Annotated in this window: 13 protein-coding genes; 9 read left to right on the plus strand and 4 right to left on the minus strand. The window is 69.4% G+C overall.

The features are described 5' to 3' along the window. Positions 1-25 precede the first annotated feature (25 nt). Positions 26-2527, plus strand: a complete 2502-nt coding sequence (locus tag AB0H78_RS26215) for an FtsX-like permease family protein (RefSeq protein ID WP_363237041.1) — start codon at positions 26-28, stop codon at positions 2525-2527. Positions 2528-2533: 6 nt separating this feature from the next. Here the strand turns inward: AB0H78_RS26215 and AB0H78_RS26220 are convergent, their stop codons facing one another. Next, positions 2534-3592, minus strand: coding sequence for a LacI family DNA-binding transcriptional regulator (locus AB0H78_RS26220; RefSeq protein ID WP_363237042.1), 1059 nt, complete (start codon positions 3590-3592; stop codon positions 2534-2536). Between the two features lie 346 nt (positions 3593-3938). On the opposite strand from AB0H78_RS26220, the gene AB0H78_RS26225 reads away from it, so the two are divergent. The 7 genes from AB0H78_RS26225 (at position 3939) to AB0H78_RS26255 (ending at position 14851) form a co-directional block, all read left to right on the plus strand. Further along, positions 3939-5234, plus strand: coding sequence for a sugar ABC transporter substrate-binding protein (locus tag AB0H78_RS26225; protein ID WP_363237043.1), 1296 nt, complete (start codon positions 3939-3941; stop codon positions 5232-5234). A gap of 23 nt (positions 5235-5257) precedes the next feature. Further along, entirely contained in the window at positions 5258-6286 is a 1029-nt protein-coding gene (locus AB0H78_RS26230; protein ID WP_363237044.1) for a sugar ABC transporter permease, read from the plus strand. Next, on the plus strand, positions 6283-7164 hold the full coding sequence (locus AB0H78_RS26235; protein ID WP_363237045.1) for a carbohydrate ABC transporter permease: 882 nt from the start codon (positions 6283-6285) through the stop codon (positions 7162-7164). Before AB0H78_RS26230 ends, AB0H78_RS26235 begins: the two co-directional genes overlap by 4 nt. Before the next feature lie 47 nt (positions 7165-7211). After that, positions 7212-8486, plus strand: coding sequence for a glycosyl hydrolase (locus tag AB0H78_RS26240; protein ID WP_363237046.1), 1275 nt, complete (start codon positions 7212-7214; stop codon positions 8484-8486). Between the two features lie 62 nt (positions 8487-8548). Then, the gene (locus AB0H78_RS26245) at positions 8549-11581 is read left to right on the plus strand and encodes a glycoside hydrolase family 38 C-terminal domain-containing protein (RefSeq protein WP_363237047.1); all 3033 of its coding nucleotides are present in this window, start codon (positions 8549-8551) and stop codon (positions 11579-11581) included. 162 nt (positions 11582-11743) lie between these two features. Beyond that, positions 11744-13459 carry a VanW family protein gene (locus tag AB0H78_RS26250; protein ID WP_363237048.1) on the plus strand — a complete coding sequence of 572 codons (1716 nt, stop codon included), beginning with the start codon at positions 11744-11746 and terminating at the stop codon, positions 13457-13459. 171 nt (positions 13460-13630) lie between these two features. Further along, the gene (locus AB0H78_RS26255) at positions 13631-14851 is read left to right on the plus strand and encodes an LLM class flavin-dependent oxidoreductase (protein WP_363237049.1); all 1221 of its coding nucleotides are present in this window, start codon (positions 13631-13633) and stop codon (positions 14849-14851) included. An 89-nt stretch (positions 14852-14940) separates the two neighbouring features. Here the strand turns inward: AB0H78_RS26255 and AB0H78_RS26260 are convergent, their stop codons facing one another. Continuing rightward, the gene (locus tag AB0H78_RS26260) at positions 14941-15579 is read right to left on the minus strand and encodes a TetR/AcrR family transcriptional regulator (protein ID WP_363237050.1); all 639 of its coding nucleotides are present in this window, start codon (positions 15577-15579) and stop codon (positions 14941-14943) included. Positions 15580-15653: 74 nt separating this feature from the next. Between AB0H78_RS26260 and AB0H78_RS26265 the strand changes: the two genes are divergently transcribed. Continuing rightward, complete coding sequence (locus tag AB0H78_RS26265) at positions 15654-16277, plus strand: carboxymuconolactone decarboxylase family protein (protein WP_363237051.1); 624 nt, start codon at positions 15654-15656, stop codon at positions 16275-16277. Between the two features lie 149 nt (positions 16278-16426). Here AB0H78_RS26265 and AB0H78_RS26270 read toward each other — a convergent pair whose 3' ends face one another. Both AB0H78_RS26270 and glsA read right to left on the minus strand, forming a co-directional pair. After that, a complete protein-coding gene (locus AB0H78_RS26270; RefSeq protein ID WP_363237167.1) occupies positions 16427-17329 on the minus strand; it encodes an NADP-dependent oxidoreductase in 903 nt (300 codons plus the stop codon). Further along, positions 17329-18363 carry a glutaminase A gene (gene glsA / locus AB0H78_RS26275; protein ID WP_363237053.1) on the minus strand — a complete coding sequence of 345 codons (1035 nt, stop codon included), beginning with the start codon at positions 18361-18363 and terminating at the stop codon, positions 17329-17331. Before glsA ends, AB0H78_RS26270 begins: the two co-directional genes overlap by 1 nt. Positions 18364-18437 lie beyond the last annotated feature (74 nt).

The raw sequence follows: 18437 nt of genomic DNA on the forward strand, positions 1-18437 counted from the left end.
CACGACGGATGGCGGGGGTCGCGGCGTGACCAGGTTCACCCCCAATGGCCTTGCTTGGGCGGCCGTACGCTTCAAACCGGCGTCGTTCGCCGGGACCTTCGTCGCGCTCATGATGGCGGCGCTGATCGTCTCGGCCTGCGGCATCCTCCTGGAGACGGGCACCCGCGCGTCGGTGCCCGCGGAGCGGTACGCGAAGGCGCCGGTCGTCGCGGCCGCGGATCAGTACGCCCACCTCGTCACGGGCAGCGGCGACAGCCGCTCCGATTCGGCGGTCCCGCTGCCGGACACCGCACGCGTGGACGTCGCGCTGGTTGCCAAGGCGGCCGCCGCGCCCGGCGCGGAGTCGGCGGTGGCGGACTTCTCGTTCCCTGTGCGCCAGGGCGATGGCGCGCTCACGGGCCACGGCTGGGGGTCGTACGCCTTCACCGGCACCGCGCTGACCTCCGGGACCGCGCCCCGTACCGGCGAGGTGGTGCTCGACGCCGCCGCGGCGCGGGCCGCCAGGGCCGGCGTCGGTGACACCGTCGAGCTCCAAACCGCCGCCGGGCGTACCGACTTCCGTGTCTCGGGGCTGGCAGCGGCAGGACCCGGCGATGAGGCCGGGACCGCCACGGGATGGTTCGCCGATGCCCAGTCGCCCGCGCTCGCCGGGCATCCCGGCAAGGCGGACGCCATCGCCGTACTGGCGAAGGGCGGCGCGGACACCGATGCCCTGGCCGACGGCGTGAAGAAGGCGCTCGCAGGCTCCGGCGCCAAGGTGCACACCGGAGACGACCGAGGCGCCGTCGAGGACAGCGGGCTCGCGTACGCCAAGGAAACACTCACCGGGCTCGGCGGCTCCTTCGGCGGGATCGCCGCCGCGGTCGCCATCTTCACGGCGTCCGGAACGGTGGCGCTGTCCGTCGGCCAGCGCGCCCGGGAGTTCGCGCTTCTGCGCGCGGTCGGCGCCACCCCGCGGCAGATCCGGCGCGCGGTCGCCTCCGAAGGGCTGCTCGTCGCGCCGCTCGCCGGAGTGGTCGGCTGCCTGCCCGGGATCGGGCTCGCGCACTGGTGGTTCGGGCAGTTGAAGGACCGCGGGGCCGTCCCGGCCGCCGTGGATCTGCAGGTGTCCTGGATCCCGCTCGTCGTCGCCGTCGCAATCGGGCTGCTGACCGCGCTCGTCGCCGGCTGGGCGGCCGGGCGCAGGCCCGCGAAGATCAAGCCGGGGCAGGCGCTCACCGAGGCGTCGGTGGAGCGGCTGCGGCCGGGTGTGATCCGTACCGTGCTCGGTCTGGCCGCCCTCGTCGGCGGCGGGTTCCTCACCGTCGTCGCCGCCCGTTCGGCCGGGGACGACGCGGCCAACGCCGCCCTCGGTGTGGTCATGCTGTTCATGCTCGCCGTCGCACTGCTGGGCCCGCTCGTGGCGCGGCTGTGCGCGGAGCTCTTCGGGCTGGCGCTGCGGGGTGGTGACGCCGCGGCCTCGCTGGCCGCCGCCAACTCTCGTACGAACGCCCGCCGTTCGGCCTCCGCGATCACACCGATCGTGCTGGCCATGGCGTTCGCCTCGACGCTCGCCTTCATGCACACCAGCGAGAGCCACGTCGCCGCCGACCAGCTGCGCGCGGGCGTCACCGCGGGCCACGTCGTCACGCACCCCGCAGGGTTGCCCGCCGGAGCCGTCGACCGGGCTGCTCGCGCACCCGGTGTCGACACGGCGGTGGGCCTGCTCGACACGCAGGTGCTGGTGCCCGTCGGATCGGGCGGCGACCGCTGGCTGCAGGGCTCGACGACCCAGGGCATCTCCGGCTCCGGTGCGCAGCTAGCGAAGGTGCAGGACCTCGATGTGCGCAGCGGCAGCCTGGACCGTCTCGGCACAGGTCGCGTCGCCATCGACAAGACGCTCGCCACCTCCGCGAAGGTCAAGGTCGGCGACAAGCTGCCGTTGTACCTCCCGGACGGCACCAGGGTCAGCCCTGAGGTCGTCGCCGTGTACGGCCGCGGGCTCGGTCTCGCGGCGGTGACGATGGACCGCGCGACGCTGGCCGCGCATGTCACCTCGGGCTTCGACAGCACGCTGCTCGTACACGGCGGAGAGGCGAAGTCCCTGGCCGCGCTGGGCCTGGGGGAGGTCGCGGACGGTTCCGGTTATGCGGTCGAGCAGACCGCCGACAATGAACTCAACGCCTGGGCCAACTACACGATGGCCGGAGTCCTGGGCGGCTTCGCCGCGGTCGCCGCCGTCAACACCCTCGTGATGACCGTCCTCGACCGCCGCCGTGAACTGGGCATGCTCCGACTCGTCGGTGCGACCAGGCGTCAGGTGATGGGCATGCTGCGCTGGGAGGGCCTGATGGTGGCCGCGGCCGGCATCGTCCTGGGTACGGCCATCGCCGCGGCCACGCTGATCCCGATGATGCGCGGTCTGACCGGCGAAGCCCCGTACGTCCCTCCGCTCGTGTACGGGTCCTTCGTCGCGGCCGCGGTGGGCCTCGCCCTCCTCTCCGTCACCCTCCCGGCGCGAGCGGCGCTCCGCGACCGGCAGGGCTGAGGGAAGTCAGCTGGGCGGGGCGGTGCTCTCGCGCGGTTCGAGGTGGGGGAGTTCGGCCTGGACGCTGCGCACCGGACCGCCGTCCAGCCGGTCGAGAAGCTCCTTGGCCGCGAGGCGGCCGAAGCCCGAGGTGTCCCGGACCAGAGCGGTCAGCCGGGGATGGGTGACACGGCACAGGGGCGAGTCGTCCCAGGCGACGATGGAGAGCCTGCCGGGGACCGGAATGCCCCGTTCGGCGGCTACGGAGGCGCCCGCCACGGCCATCACGTCGTTGTCGTAGATGATCGCGGTGGGCGGCCGGGGATCGTCGAGGATGCGCCGGGTGGCCTCCGCGCCCTCGGCGTCCGAGTAGTCCGTGGTGACCGAGCGGGTGTGCTTCAGGCCCAGGCGTGCCGCTTCGGTACGGAGGCAACGGATGCGTCTCTCGGTGTGCGCCAGTCCGGGCAGTCCCGCGACATGGACGATGCGGCGGTGGCCCAGGTCGTACAGGTGCACCAGCACGGAGGCCATCGCGGCGGTGTCGTCCGCCCATACGGTGGACACCTGCGGGTCGTCCTCACCGGGTGCCGGAGCACCGATGACGACCGCGGGCAGGCCGAGAGAGGCCAGCAGTTCGGGCCGCGGGTCGTGGGTGCGCGGGTCGACGACCAGTACGCCGTCCACGCGCTTCTCCGCCCACCAGCGCCGGTGGACTGCGCACTCGGCGTCGACGTCCTCCACCACCTGGAAGAGCAGGGCCACCTTGCGCGCGGCCAGCGCCTCTTGAACTCCTGAGACCAGCTGCAGGAAGAACGACTCCACCCCCAGCGTGTGCGCAGGCCGGGCCAGCACCAGACCGATGCATCCCGAGCGCTCTCCGGACAGTGCGCGGGCGGCGCTGTTGGGCTGCCAGCCCAACTCCTCGGCCACGCGCCGGACACGGTCGCGGGTCCCCTGGGACACGCCGGGGCGGCCGTTGAGCGCGAAGGAGACCGCGCTCTCGGAGACGCCCGCCCGCCGGGCGATGTCTTTGATGGTGGGCCGGCGTGCCGGAGTGGTGCGGGTGCCGTCGCCGGGCGGTGTCATCGTGTGCGCTCCTCGTACCGTCCGTGCCTCTGAGCACCCAGTAGACCCCGGCGGCGGTGCCGACGTCCATGTTTGCCCGCTTTCCCGCACCCGCAGAGCTGAAAGGCGCTGAGGGTCAAATTACCTAAAGCGCATTAGTGCATCAAGTCTCGGCGGGGCACATGCTGGTTCAAGGATCGGCTCTGACCAGGTAGTTGACGATGAACCGGGCCAGGGCATTGACATGAACTAAAGCGCATTAGTAGCGTCGGCGCCGCCACGGTGGAGAAGCGAGCAGAACCTCCGCCGACATTCCCCGTGTGCGCCTTCAGACATGTTTCTGGTCCGAGCAAAGGAGCCGCCAGCCATGCGCATATCCCGCCGAGCAGCCGCAGTCGCCGCGGTAGCTGTCACGTCAGCACTCGTCATCACGGGATGTGGTTCCTCGGGAGGCTCCGGCAGCTCCGACGGTGCGTCCGGCAAGGTCGAGGGCACGGTCAAGTTCCAGACCTGGAACCTGAAGACCAACTTCAAGGGCTACTTCGAGGGCGTCATCGCCGGGTTCGAGAAGAAGTACCCCGACGTCAAGGTCGAGTGGATCGACCAGCCCGCCGAGGGCTACGCGGACAAGCTGAGCGCCGACGCCACCGCCGGCACCCTGCCCGACGTCGTCAACGTCTCCCCGGACCTGGCGACCCCGCTCGCCAAGGCAGGCCTCGCCCTCAACCTCGACGACGCGGCCGCCAAGTACAAGGGCGAGTACCTCGACGGCGCCTGGACGAGCCATGAGATGCCCGGCAAGAAGGGCACGTACGCCTTCCCCTGGTACCTCAACACCGGGCCGATGTTCTACAACAAGAAGCTCTTCAAGGACGCGGGCCTCGACCCCGAGAAGCCGCCGACGACGTACGACGCCCTGTTCAAGGACGCCCTCGACATGGCGGACAAGAGCAACGGCAAGATCGCGATGCTGGCCAACGCCCCGGCCGTCGAGGACTTCGGCCGCTACGGCGTGAAGATGATGAACGACGACCTGACCTCGTTCACCTTCAACGAGCCCAAGGGCGTCGAACTCGTCGAGAAGTACAAGGAGTTGTACGACCGCAAGGCCCTCGACTCGCAGGCCCTGACCTCCGTCGCCGAGGCCGCGGGCCGCAAGTTCCAGCAGCAGTCGATCGCCATGAACCCCGGCGGCGCGAACGACCTGAAGACGTACAAGACCGAGGCCCCCAGCCTCTACAAGAACATCGGCATCACGCCCGCGGTGAACAACACCGGCAAGGACAACATGTACGTCCAGGGCCTGATGGTGAACTCGCAGTCCAAGGTGAAGCCGGCCGCGATCGAGTTCGCGCACTGGGTCACGGACGCGAAGAACCAGGAGGCGTTCGGGCGCCAGGTGGCGATCTTCCCGTCCACCAAGGGCAGCCTGGACAGCCCGTATTACACCAAGGACGACGGCACCGACGAGGGCCGGGTGCGGATCGCCGCGGCCAAGGCCCTGAAGACCGCGGTCAACTACACGCCCGTCGTCTTCAGCGAGCAGATGAAGACGGTCCTGAAGAACGAGGTGGCCAAGGCCATGCAGGGCAAGAAGTCCGCCAAGCAGGCCATGGACGACGCGGTCGCACAGTGCAACAAGCTGCTGCAGCAGGCCGGCTGAGCCGCGGCCGAGGAGTCACGATCATGAGTGCCACGTCGATGCGGGGCGGTGAACCGGTCGCACACACCGGCCGGGCCGCCGCCCCCTCGCACACCGCTTCCCCTGCCGCCGCCCACAGCGGCGGCACGGGGGAGCGGGCCGAGGCCGGACACCCGGGCGGTGCCGGCCGGCGGCGCCAGGGCATCCGCACCCATCTGCCGATCACGCCCTGGCTCTTCCTGCTGCCGGGCCTGCTGGTCACCGGCGTCTTCGTCCTCTATCCGTTCCTCTCGACGGTCAGGAGCTCGTTCACCGACCGGCGGACCCTCATCGGGGGCCAGTGGGTCGGCGGCGCCAACTACCAAGAGCTGCTGCACGACGACATGTTCTGGACCGCACTGCGCAACAGCGTCCTGTACATGGTGGGCGTCGTACCGCTGCTGGTGGTCCTGCCGCTGCTGCTCGCGATGCTGGTGCAGAACTATCTGCCGGGCATCGGCTTCTTCCGCTCCGCCTTCTACACCCCCGTCGTCGCCTCCGTCGTCGTGGTCGGCCTGATCTGGGTCTGGATGCTGGACGACCGCGGACTGATCAACTCCACGCTGGGCGTCATCGGCGTGGGGCCGGTCGCCTTCCTGAGCGACCAGTGGCTGCTGCTCATCAGCTGCATGCTGGTCACGGTCTGGAAGGGCCTCGGCTACTACATGATCGTTTACATGGCCGCGCTAGGGAACGTCCCGAAGGAGCTGCACGAGGCCGCCGCCGTCGATGGGGCGGGCGCGGTGCGCCGGTTCTTCACGGTGACCGTGCCGGCCGTGCGGTCCACGATGGTGCTCGTCGCCGCGCTCTCCTCGGTCAACGCCTTCAAGGTGTTCTCGGAGGTCTATCTGATGGCCGGCCCGAACGGCGGGCCCGGCGGCGAGGACACCACCCTGGTGATGCTGATCAAGCAGGTCGGCACCGGTCTGACCGGCCGGGTCGGCTACGCCTCGGCGATCTCCGTGGTCGTCTTCGTGATCACCCTGGGCCTGATGCTGCTCGTCCTGCGTGCCGACCGTAAGGAGGACGCATGAGCGCCCCCGCCGCCAGGTCCGTCAGGGACAAATTCCTCGCCGAGGGCGGCCGCCGCCCGCCGCTGTGGAAACTGGCCCTGCGCTACCTGCTGCTGCTCGCCGTACTCGCCCTGACGGTCGGCCCGTTCGTATGGCAGCTGTCCACCTCGCTGAAGGGCCCCACCGAAGACCTCTTCAGCAGCACGCCCAAGCTGCTGCCCGCCCACCCGACGCTCGACAACTACGCCAAGGTCGCCGACCTCATCCCTGTATGGGACTTCGCGCTCAACTCGCTGAAGGTCGCCCTGGCCAATGTCCTCACCAACTGCGTGGGCGCCGCACTCGCCGGATACGCGCTGGCCCGGCTGAAGTTCCGCGGCCGCAAGCTCGGCACGGTCGCCTTCATCGTGGCCATGCTCGTGCCCGTCGAGTCGATCATCATCGCCCAGTTCCTGACCATGCGGGATCTGCAGCTCAACAACACCCTGACCGCCGTCGTCCTGCCCGGCTGCATCGGCGCACTCAATGTCCTGCTGATGCGCAACGCGTTCGCGAACATCCCCTACGAGATCGAGGAAGCCGCCTTCGTCGACGGCGCCAACGCCTGGCAGCGCTTCACCCGCATCGCACTGCCCGCCGTGAAGGGCACCGTCGCCGTCGTCGCGATCTTCTCCTTCATGGGCGCCTGGGACGACTTCCTGTGGCCGCTGATCGTGCTCAGCGACCAGTCGAAGTTCACCCTCACCATCGGGCTCGACTATCTGCACGGCACCTTCGCGAGCAACCAGCGCCTGGTGGCGGCCGGCACGATCATCGCCGTGGCCCCGCTGATCGCACTGTTCGCCTGCCTGCAGCGCTACTTCTTCCGTGGTGTCGGAGAGGGCGCCGTCAAGGGCTGACCCGACCGACGACGCGTCCGCCACCCCCGTACTTCTAGGAACTCCGTATGTCAGACACGGCCATGCCGGTCAGCTCCCGCACGCCGCGCTTCGGCGCCAACTACACGCCCAGCCAGGGCTGGTTCCACCACTGGCTCGACTTCGACCTCGATGCCGTACGCGCCGATCTGGACTCGATCGCCTCGCTCGGCCTGGACCACATCCGGGTCTTCCCCCTGTGGCCGGTCTTCCAGCCCAACCGCACCCTGATCCGCCCGCGCGCCGTCGAGCAGCTGGTGCAGCTCGCCGACGCCGCGGCCGAGCGGGGGCTGGACGTCAACGTGGACGGTCTGCAGGGGCACTTGTCGAGCTTCGACTTCCTGCCCGCCTGGACCCAGACCTGGCACCGGCGCAACATCTTCGCCGACCCCGAGGTGATCTCCGGGCAGGAGGAGTACCTGCGCACCCTCGCGGCCGCGCTCGCCGACCGGCCGAACTTCCTCGGCATGACCATCGGCAACGAGATCAACCAGTTCTCGCACGACCCGCACCCCGACCCCGACCGCATCTCCCATGAGCAGGCCGCCAGTTGGCTGGAGCGGATGCTCGCCGCGTGCGAGGCGGGCGCGCCCGGCCGGTTCCATCTCCACGCCGAGTACGACGCCGCCTGGTACCAGGACGCGCACCCCTTCACCCCCGCGCAGGCCGCCCGGCTCGGCGCTGCGACCGCCGTGCACTCCTGGGTGTTCAACGGGACCGCGCAGCGGCACGGGCGTACGGGCACGGCGACCGAGCACCACGCCGCGTACATGATCGAACTGGCCCGCGCCTGGCACACCGACCCGCGCCGGCCCGTATGGCTGCAGGAAGTCGGAGCCCCGGCCCCGCACATCCCCGCCGAGCACGCCGCCCACTTCACCGAGCGGACGATCGCGGGCGCGCTCGACTGCACGGACGTCTGGGGCGTCACCTGGTGGTGCTCGCACGACGTGTCCCGCGAGCTCGCCGACTTCCCCGAACTCGAATACAGCCTCGGCCTGTTGACGAACGACCGTGAGGTCAAGCCGGCCGGACACGCCATCGCCCGGATCGTGAAGGAGTGGCGTGGCCGTACGTACGAGCCCGCACCCCGCACCACCGCCCTCGTCCTGGACACCGGCGACACCATCGCCTCCCCGCACCGCGCACTGTGCGGACCGGGCGGCGCCTTCTTCGAGGCCTGGCACCGCCTGACGGCGCAGGGCGTACGCCCCGCCGTGGTCCTGGCCGGGCACGCGCACGACACCGAGCACCTGACCGCCCGCGGTATCACCGCGACGGTCACCCCCGAAGAGGTTGACTGACCCCGCGCAGAACCTGCAGCCACCCGACAGCACCGCTCCCCTCGGAAAGTTGGAGTCCCCTCATGCATGACGACCGCGTCCTCGTCGAGGCCCGCCTCAAGCGCGTACTCGACGAACGCATCCGCCCCGCCGTCTACCCCGCCTCGGTGCCGCTCACGGTCGAGTCCTGGACCGCGCCCGGCGAGCCCGTGCCGGTGGCGGAGGGGCTGGCCGCCACGCACGGGCCGGTCGCGGTCGGCGACGCATGGGGGGCTCCGTGGGCGACCACCTGGTTCAAGGTGACCGGCGACGTGCCCGCCGAGTGGGCCGGAAAGACCGTGGAGGCCGTACTCGACCTGGGCTTCGACGAGCGGATGCCGGGCTTCCAGTGCGAGGCGCTCGTCTACACGCCGGACGGCACCCCGCTCAAGGCGATCAACCCGCGCAACCAGTGGGTGAGGGTCGGTGACCCGGTGACCGGCGGCGAGAGCGTCGAATGGCACCTGGAGGCCGCCTCCAACCCGGTGCTGCTCGGCGACAACCCCTTCCGCCCGACGAACCTGGGCGAGAAGGAGACCGCGGGCACCGAGCTCCAATACCGCCTGGAGCGCATGGACCTGGCGGTCTTCGACCGTGACGTCTGGGAGCTCATCGCCGACCTGGAGGTCGTCGGCGAGCTCATGGAGCAGCTGCCGGTCGAGGGCGGCCGGCGCTGGGAGCTGCTGCGCGCCGTCAACCGCTGCCTGGACACGGTCGACCTGCAGGACGTCAACGGCACGGCGGCCGCTGCCCGTTCGGAACTCGCCGGCGTGCTGTCGGCGCCCGCGGACGCCTCCGCGCACCGCATCAGCGCCGTCGGCCACGCCCACATCGACTCGGCCTGGCTGTGGCCGCTGCGCGAGACGGTGCGCAAGGTCGCCCGTACGACATCCAACATGACCTCGCTCCTCGAGGACGAGCCCGAGTTCGTCTTCACCATGTCCCAGGCCCAGCAGTACGCCTGGATCAAGGAGCATCGCCCCGAGGTGTACGCGAAGGTCAAGAAGGCGGTGGCGGACGGCCGCTTCGTGCCGGCAGGCGGCATGTGGGTCGAATCCGACACCAACATGCCCGGATCCGAGGCCATGGCCCGCCAGTTCGTGCACGGCAAGCGGTTCTTCATCGACGAATTCGGCATCGAGAACGACGAGGCATGGCTGCCGGACACCTTCGGCTTCGCCGCCGGACTGCCGCAGATCATCAAGGCCGCGGGTTCCAAGTGGCTGCTGACGCAGAAGATCTCCTGGTCGCAGATCAACCGGTTCCCGCACCACACCTTCAACTGGGAAGGGATCGACGGGACCCGGATCTTCACCCACTTCCCGCCGGTGGACACCTACAACTGCTCCATGCAGGGTAGCGAAATCGCCCATGCCGCCAAGAACTTCAAGGACAAGGGCGTCGCCAGGCACTCCCTGGCGCCGACCGGCTGGGGCGACGGCGGTGGCGGCACCACGCGCGAGATGATCGCCAAGTCCAAGCGCCTGAAGTCGCTCGAAGGATCGGCGCAGGTGACGTGGGAGACCCCCGCCGAGTTCTTCACGAAGGCGGAGGCCGAGTACCCCGAGCCGCCGGTCTGGGTCGGCGAGCTCTACCTCGAACTCCACCGCGCGACCCTGACCAGCCAGGCCAAGACCAAACAGGGCAACCGCCGCTCCGAGCACCTGCTCCGCGAGGCCGAACTGTGGGCGGCGACGGCGTCCGTACGCACCGGATTCGCCTACCCCTACGAGGACTTGGACCGGATCTGGAAGACGGTCCTGCTGCACCAGTTCCACGACATCCTGCCCGGATCGTCGATCGCCTGGGTGCACCGCGAGGCGGAGAAGACGTACGCGGCGGTCGCAGCCGAGCTGAACGGGATCATCGACGCCGCCCAGCGCGCACTCGCGGGCACCCCCGAAGGCGGCTCCGAGATCGTCTTCAACGCGGCCGCGCACACGCGCTCCGGCATCGCGGCCGGTGGCGCGGGGCCCGCCGAGATCTCCGGCGAGGTCACACTCACCGCCCGACCCGAGGGCGGCCACGTCCTCGACAACGGCCTGCTGCGCATCGAGATCGACGGGCGCGGCCTCATCGTCTCGGCGTACGACATCGAAGCGGGCCGCGAGACGGTCGCACCCGGTCAGGCGGCCAACCTCCTCCAGATCCACCCGGACTTCCCGAACATGTGGGACGCCTGGGATGTGGATGAGTTCTACCGCAATGTCGTCACGGACCTGACCGCGCTGGACTCTTTGTCGGTACGCGTCCAGAGCGCGGCCACCGTCTCCATCGAGGTCGTACGCTCCTTCGGCTCGTCCAGGGCCACGCAGGTGCTGACCCTCGCGGCGGGGCAGAAGCGTCTCGACATCGACACCGAGGTCGACTGGCACGAGACGGAGAAGTTCCTCAAGGCCGCCTTCCCGGTCGATGTGCACGCCGACCGGTACGCGGCCGAGACCCAGTTCGGGCATCTGTACCGGCCGACCCACACCAACACCAGCTGGGAGGCGGCCAAGTTCGAGGCCTGCAACCACCGCTTCCTGCACCTGGCGGAGCCCGGTTGGGGCGTCGCCCTGGTCAACGACTCGACGTACGGCCACGACGTGACACGCGAGGTCCGCCCGTCCGATGCGGGTACCACCACCACGGTCCGTCTCTCCCTCCTGCGCGCCCCGCGCTTCCCCGACCCGGAGACCGACCAGGGTCTGCACCGCTTCCGCCATGCCCTGGTGCCGGGTGCGACGGTGGTGGACGCGGTGCGCGAGGGATTCCGTATCAACCTTCCCGAGCGGCGCGTCGCCGGCTCCGCCGAGGTGCCGCCGCTGGCGGTGGCGGACAACGAAGCGGTGGCCATCAGCGCGGTGAAGCTGGCCGACGACAGTTCGGGCGACGTGGTGGTCCGCCTCTACGAAACCGGGGGCGGCCGCGCCACCACCCGCCTGGCCCTCGGGTTCCCCGCGGACGCGGTGACGGCGACCGACCTGCTGGAGCGGCCGCTGGAGGAGGCACCCGCCTACGCCGTCGAGGACGGTGGGATCACGGTCCGGCTGCGCCCGTTCCAGCTGCTGACACTGCGGCTGCGACGGAGCTGAGCGCCTGAGGCCCGGCCGGAGCCCGCGGGCTCCGGCCGGACACCGTCCTCACCCTCACCCACCGATGATGAGCGATTACTCACTGTTCACCCCTATTGCCCGGTTAGGTGCATTTTTGCTACCTTCGCCTCTCCCCGTCCAGATCCTTCTCCAGGGAGAGTCATGCGCCGAATACATCCCGCCGCGGCCGCTGGTGGTGCGGTGGTGGTCGGCGCAGGCGGCCTCTATCTGGCCGGGCTCCTCCTCGCCGGCGACGGCATAGCCGACGGCACTCAGGTGCGCGGTGTCGACATCGGCGGTCTGAGCCGGTCCGAGGCCCGCGAGAAGCTCGAGAAGCAGTACGCCGGGCCCGCATCCGCGCCTCTCGCGATGAAGATCGGGGACCGCACCGTCGAAGTCGACCCCGTCAGGGCCGGCCTCGGGTTCGATGCCGGGCAGACCGTCGAACAGGCCGCACGTCCCGGCGGCGCCAACCCATTGACCGTGATCGGGAACCTCTTCGGTTCCGGCGGCGACATCGATCCGGTGGTGCGCGTCGACGAGGCCAAGGCCCGTACCGCACTCCAGGGGCTGTCCAAGACGTACGACCAGAAGGTCCGCGACGGCGGCGTGTCCTTCACGGACGGTACGGCCAAGGAGATCCAGGCCCGCAGCGGACAGACCCTCGACGTCGACCGTGCCGTCGAAACCCTGCGCAGCGCCTACCTGGCCTCGGACAAGGGCGGCAAACCCGCGACGGCCGTGACCGGTCTCCCCACCAAGGAGACCGAACCCACGATCTCCGCCGGCGAGGCCCGGCGCGCCCTGCGCGCGTTCGGCGAGCCCGCCATGTCGGGCCCGGTCACGCTCACCGTCGACGGCAAGCGGCTCGTCATCGGCCAGGAGACCCTCGGCAGGCACCTGGCCATGGCACCCGACTCCGAAGGCCGTCTGCAGCCCGAGCTCGACGCCAAGGCGCTCCTCGCCGACCCCGCCCTCGCCGCCTCGCTCGCCCAGGTCTCACCGAAGGCGACCAATGCCCAGCTGCGGCTCGACGGCGACAAGGCGGTGGTGGTCGCCGACGCCGGCACGGGCCTGGAGATCACCGACAAGGCCCTCGGCAAGGCAGTCCTGCCGCTGCTGACCAAGACCGGGACGGCAGCCCGTAGCGCAGAGGCCACCGCCGAGCGCACCGAGCCCGAGGTCACCCGCGAGAACGCGGCCCGGCTCGGTCTGCGGGAGAAGATGTCCTCCTTCACGGTCGACTTCGAGAAGGCCCCGTACCGTACGACCAACATCGGCCGCGCCGCCGAGCTGATCAACGGTTCCTTCGTCGGGCCGGGCGAGACCTGGAGCTACAACAAGACCGTCGGCGAGCGCACCAAGGCCAACGGGTTCGTCGACGGCACGATGATCCTCGACGGGCAGTACACCAAGGCCGCGGGCGGCGGTGTCTCGGCCGTGGCCACCACCATGTTCAACGCGATGTTCTTCGCCGGCGTCAAGCCCGTCGAGTACGGCGCCCACTCCTTCTACATCGAGCGCTACCCGGAGGGCCGCGAGGCCACCGTCGCCTGGGGCAGCCTGGACCTGAAGTTCAAGAACGACTCGGGCAAGGCCATCTACATCGAGGCCAAGGCGACCGACACCTCGGTGACGATCAACTTCATCGGCACCAAGAAGTACGACGCCGTCGAAGCGACCAAGGGGCCCCGCACCAACGTCAAGCAGCCTGCGGAGCGCACCAGTACGAGCGCCCAGTGCGTGCCGCAGCCCCCGCTGGAGGGTTTCGACGTCACCGTCGAGCGGATCTTCAAGAAGGACGGCGACGAAGTGAAGCGTGAGCCCTTCCGCACGCACTACACGCCGCGCGACAAGGTGACCTGCGCGCCCGAATAGGGCCGGCCCCGCAGCCGACTTCCGGCCAGCCTGTCCGAAATGACCTCCTGACAGGGTGATCCGTAACCTGTTTCGGATCTCGGTACGTCGTACCCATGGATCCTTGGCGCCAATTGGTGCATTCTCCGCCCACCCGCAAGGGGCGACATGCACGAACTAGGAGGCCTCCCCATGGAGTTCGGACTCTTTCTCAATGGATTCATCCCCGGCAGGGCGGCCCACGACCGCCCCTCCGAACACCTCGCACTGAAGCGGGAGATGGACCTCGCCATCAAGGCGGACAAGCACAACTGGAAGTACGTCTGGTTCGGCGAACATCACTCGCTGACCGAGTACAGCCATATGTCCGCACCCGAGGTTGTCATGGGCTACGTCGCCGCGAAGACCGAGAGGATCCACCTCGGCACCGGCATCAACAGCCTCTCCCCGCGCAAGGAGCATCCGGTCCGCTACGCCGAGCGCGCCGCGATGCTGGACCACATCACCGAGGGCCGCTTCGAATGGGGCACGGGCCGGGGCGCGGGCAGCCATGAGCTCGCTTCGTTCAACATCATGGACACCTCGTCGACCAAGGCCGAATGGGACGAGGTGGCACCGGAGATCGTGCGCATGTGGGAGCAGTACGACTACTCCTTCCAGGGGGAGCACTTCACGGTGCCGACCCCGCACAACATCCTTCCCAAGCCGTACGGTCACTCGCACCCGCCGATCTGGATGGCCTGCGGCAACCCGCCGTCGTTCGCCAAGGCCGGATCCCTGGGCATCGGGGCGATCGCCTTCAACTTCGAGCCGATCTTCGAGCTCAAGGGCCGTATCGACTCCTACAAGGAGGCGGCCGCGAACCCGGTCCAGCTCCTCGGCGACTACCAGAACAACAACGTCATGATGACCAACACGGTCATCTGCCTCAACGACCGCAAGCGGGCCCGCGAGATAGCCATGCACGCGGGCCTCGGCTACCTGATCACGCTGGTCAACCTCTACCACGACACCATGCCCAAATCGATGGACGAGAGGACATGGCCGACCCCGCCGATCGCCTTCAGCGAGCTCGGCGGCGAGGAGATCCTCGACGAGATCATCAAGGCGGGCCTGCTGCTGTGCGGCACACCCGACGAGGTCTGCGAACAGGTCGCCGCGTACCAGAGCGTCGGCTGCGACCAGTTGGTCTTCGGGCTGACCGGCGGCATGTCCTTCGACGAACACCTCGAGATGATCGAACTGTTCGGCGACAAGGTCATCCCCGAGTTCGACACGAACCCGGAGCACTCCACCGCCGTCTACCGCCGGGGTGCGCAGGGCCCCAAGTACCCGTCGCACAACCACCCCGTCCCCGCAGACCTCAAGCACACCGTGCTGCCGCCGAACGCGATCCTGCCGCTGGAGTCCTGACCCTGGAGAACGACGGGGACTTCTCCTTCGCGGCCTGGCGCGCCGCACACCCGGCCTGAGCGCACACGGCGCTCAGGCCGTCCCCCTCTTCACGCTCCCAAGGGCGGAACTCCCACCAGTTTCACCAGGAACCGCTCCACCTGCTCATCCAGCGGGGGCCAGGCGGACTCGGGATGATTGACGCGCAGTGAGACCGCTCCGTGGACGGCCGTGCGCAGATCCAGAGAGACGGTGTCCGCATCGCCGCGCGGCACCAGCCCGGTGTCCATGCAGCGGCGGATCGCCGTGGTCGTACGGGTGGCCATGTCCTCTTTGAAGGACATCGCCGAGCGCCGGTTGAGCGTGCTCTCGTGCAGCACCTTGTACAGCCCCGGGTGCTCGCGGGACCACGCGCCGAGCAGCGTGGTCCTGGCACGCAGTGCGGCCACCGGGTCGCCGGCGCCCGACTCCGCTGTGTCCACCGCGCGCAGCAGATCCTCGTGGCAGTGCTCCAGCGCGGCCAGCACCAGCGTGTCGCGGTCGGCGAAGTGGATGTAGACCGAGGTCGCGGCGATACCCACCTCGCGGGCGACCGCCCGCAGCGACAGTGTCTGGTCGTCGCCGAGTTCGTCCAGAAGCCGCAGCGCCGTGTCGATGATCTCGGCGCGCAACCGCTCGCCCTGACCGCGCGGGTTGCGGCCGCGTGGGGCCTTGCGGGCAGGTGTCCGGGGCGGAGTGGTCGCGTCCATGGTCGGCCATTGTATTGGATCGACTGTAGGGCTACAGTCGTAGCCCTACAGTCATTCACTTAAGAGGAGTCGTCATGACACTGCCGACCCAGGCCACGGTCAAGGAACTCGACCCGGTGTTCGCAGAGATGGCCGCCGCGAGCCTCCAACTCGCTGCGTTAGAGGCGAAGTTGACGCCACGCGAACTCGCCCTGCTCAGCCTCGTCGCGGACGTCTGTGAACAGGTCCACGGGCTGCCGTTCGAACTGCACGTCATGGCCGCCCTGGACAACGGCCTCGACGCCGACGACCTGCGCGAGCTGCTGCGATTCATCTCCTACGACAGCGGGTACCCGGCCGCGCTGGCAGCCCTGGAGCGCCTCGCGGAGGTCGAGCGCACATATGGCCTGCCCGGCCCGACGGGCCAGAGCCACCCGGTGAACGCGGAGGGCACGGGAAGCCCCCTGCCCGCAGCGATGCGCGAACAAGTGCAGGCACTCGACCCGGCCTTCGCCGACTACATGGACCTGCAGTCGCGGATGCGCGCGGGCATGTCCCGGATCACTGTCCGCGAGCGGGCGTTCGCCACCATGACGGTGGACGTCCTCTACCAGACCCTGCAGGAGAGCTTCCGCGCCCATGTCGGACGCGCGCTGGGCTCAGGAGCCACACCCGAGGAGGTGCGCGGCGTCGTGCGCGCCACCGCCCATTCGGGATGACCCGTACCTGGCGCGCCCTGCACGTCCTCGACGCACTGCTGGCCGAAGCGCAGGAGCCGCGGCCCGAGCAGTCGGCCAAGAACGCCTGACGGCGCCGGCGAGCTGCGGGGGAGTGCCCACGGCTGGAAGTACTCCGACATCAGTCCGCGTCAACCGACCAGCAGTACAAGCTTTCCGCGTACATGACCCTCCTCGCTCGCCCGGTGCGCCTCGGCAACTTCTGCGAGCGGGAAGGTCCGCGCGACCGGAAGAGAGAAGCGCCCGGCCTCGATCAAAGCGCCGATCTCGGCGAGTACGTGGACCGCACGCCCGGCATCCCCGCGGCTGAATGTGACCCCGTACTTCTGCGCACCGATGAAGTCGGCGACCGTGACGACGTGTTCCGGGCCTCCGGTGAGGGCGATGAGCTCGGGCAGCACCCCGCTTCCGGCGACGTCGAGCGCCAGATCGGCGCCGTCGGGAGCAAGCGCGTGAACACGCTCGACGAGGCCCTCTCCATAGGCGACGGGCTCGGCTCCCATCGCACGCAGGTAGTCGTGATTCGCCGGTCCTGCGGTGCCGATCACGCGGGCGCCGCGCACCACGGCGAGCTGCACCGCGGCGCTCCCGACGCTTCCGGAGGCGCCGTTGATGATGAGCGTGCCGCCGTCGCCGACGCCGAGTTGATCCAGTGCGCGGGTGGCCGTCTCGATGGCGGCGGGCAGCGCGGCAGCGCCGGCGAAGTCGAGCGACGGCGGGATCGGTGCATAGAAGGACAGCACCGCCAGCTCGGCCTGGGCCGACCCCTCTGTGGAGAAGCCGAATACGCGATCGCCGACTGCCACGTCCGTGACGCCTTCGCCGATCTCGTCGACGAGGCCCGCCGCCTCATACCCCAGGGTCTGCGGCAGTTCCTCGTCCATCAGGCCCTTGCGCTTCTTCCAGTCGCTCGGGTTGACTCCCGCCGCGCGTACCGCGATCCGGACCTGGCCCGTACCGGGCCGGGGATCGGGGAGATCCACGATCTCGAGGACCTCAGGGCCCCCGAACCGCTGGAAGCGAACAGCCTTCATCATGTGCTCCGTTCTGCTGACAGGGGTTCATCCGGATCCGGCACCCCGTGGACTTCGGACGCGAAGATGTTGAGACCGAGACTGCGGGAGAGGTACGCGGTAGCGCGCTGCCCACGGACGCTGTTGCCTGCCGCGTCCAGAGGCGGTGAGTACGTGCCGATACCCGCCTTGCCGGGAGACACGGCCACGATGCCGCCGGCCACACCGGACTTGCCCGGCAGCCCGATCTCGAAGAGCCATTCGCCGGAATTCTCGTACAGGCCGCTCGCCGCGAGCACGGCGAGCGTGTCCCGGCACGCATCCGCTGAGATCACCCGCTCACCGGTGACGGGATTGACGCCTCCATCGGCGAGCGTCGCCCCCATCACCGCAAGGTCGTGCGCGCCCACCAGCAGCGCACACTGGCGGGTGTAGAGGTCGACCACCGCGTCGGGGCCGTGGTCGATCCGTCCGTATCCCTCCAGGAGCCGGGCGATGGCCCGGTTGCGCTGGTTCGTCGCGGCCTCCGAGGCGTGGACGACGTCGTCGAGCTCCAACTGGCGGCCGGCGAACCGCGACAGCCCCTCACTGATGAACCGCCACTGTGCCGCTGGATTCCGGCCGGGCACGAGAGCGGTCGTCGCGATCGCGCCCGCATTCACCATCGGGTTCCTGGGATGCCCCTGGTGCAGCTCGATCGCCATGACGGAGTCGAACCGCAGACCGGTGTTGTTCACGCCGACTCGCTCGAACACCCGCGCATGGCCGAGGTGATCGCACACCAGGGCGTACACGAACGCTTTTGAAATCGACTGAATGGTGAAGCGCTCGCCCACGTCGCCCGCATCGTGCGTGCTCCCGTCGACCTCGACCACCGCAACACCGAACAAGGCAGGGTCCGCTGACGCCAATTCCGGGATGTAGTCGGCCACGACCCCCTCATCGACGTGCCGATTGCGTTCGTACGCGGACCGCACCAGCCGCTCGATGTCCTCCCAGCCCGGCAAGCCGCCGGTGGACACCTGCTGGGTGACGTCCCCGACCCCCAGTTCCACGGCCACGCTCCCTGAATTCAACGTAGGAAAAGGACGGAACAACCCAATCATGAGGCGATTGCCCCTGTGTGAGC

Source organism: Streptomyces sp. NPDC050738 (assembly GCF_040654175.1).
In the GTDB taxonomy this organism is placed as follows: domain Bacteria; phylum Actinomycetota; class Actinomycetes; order Streptomycetales; family Streptomycetaceae; genus Streptomyces.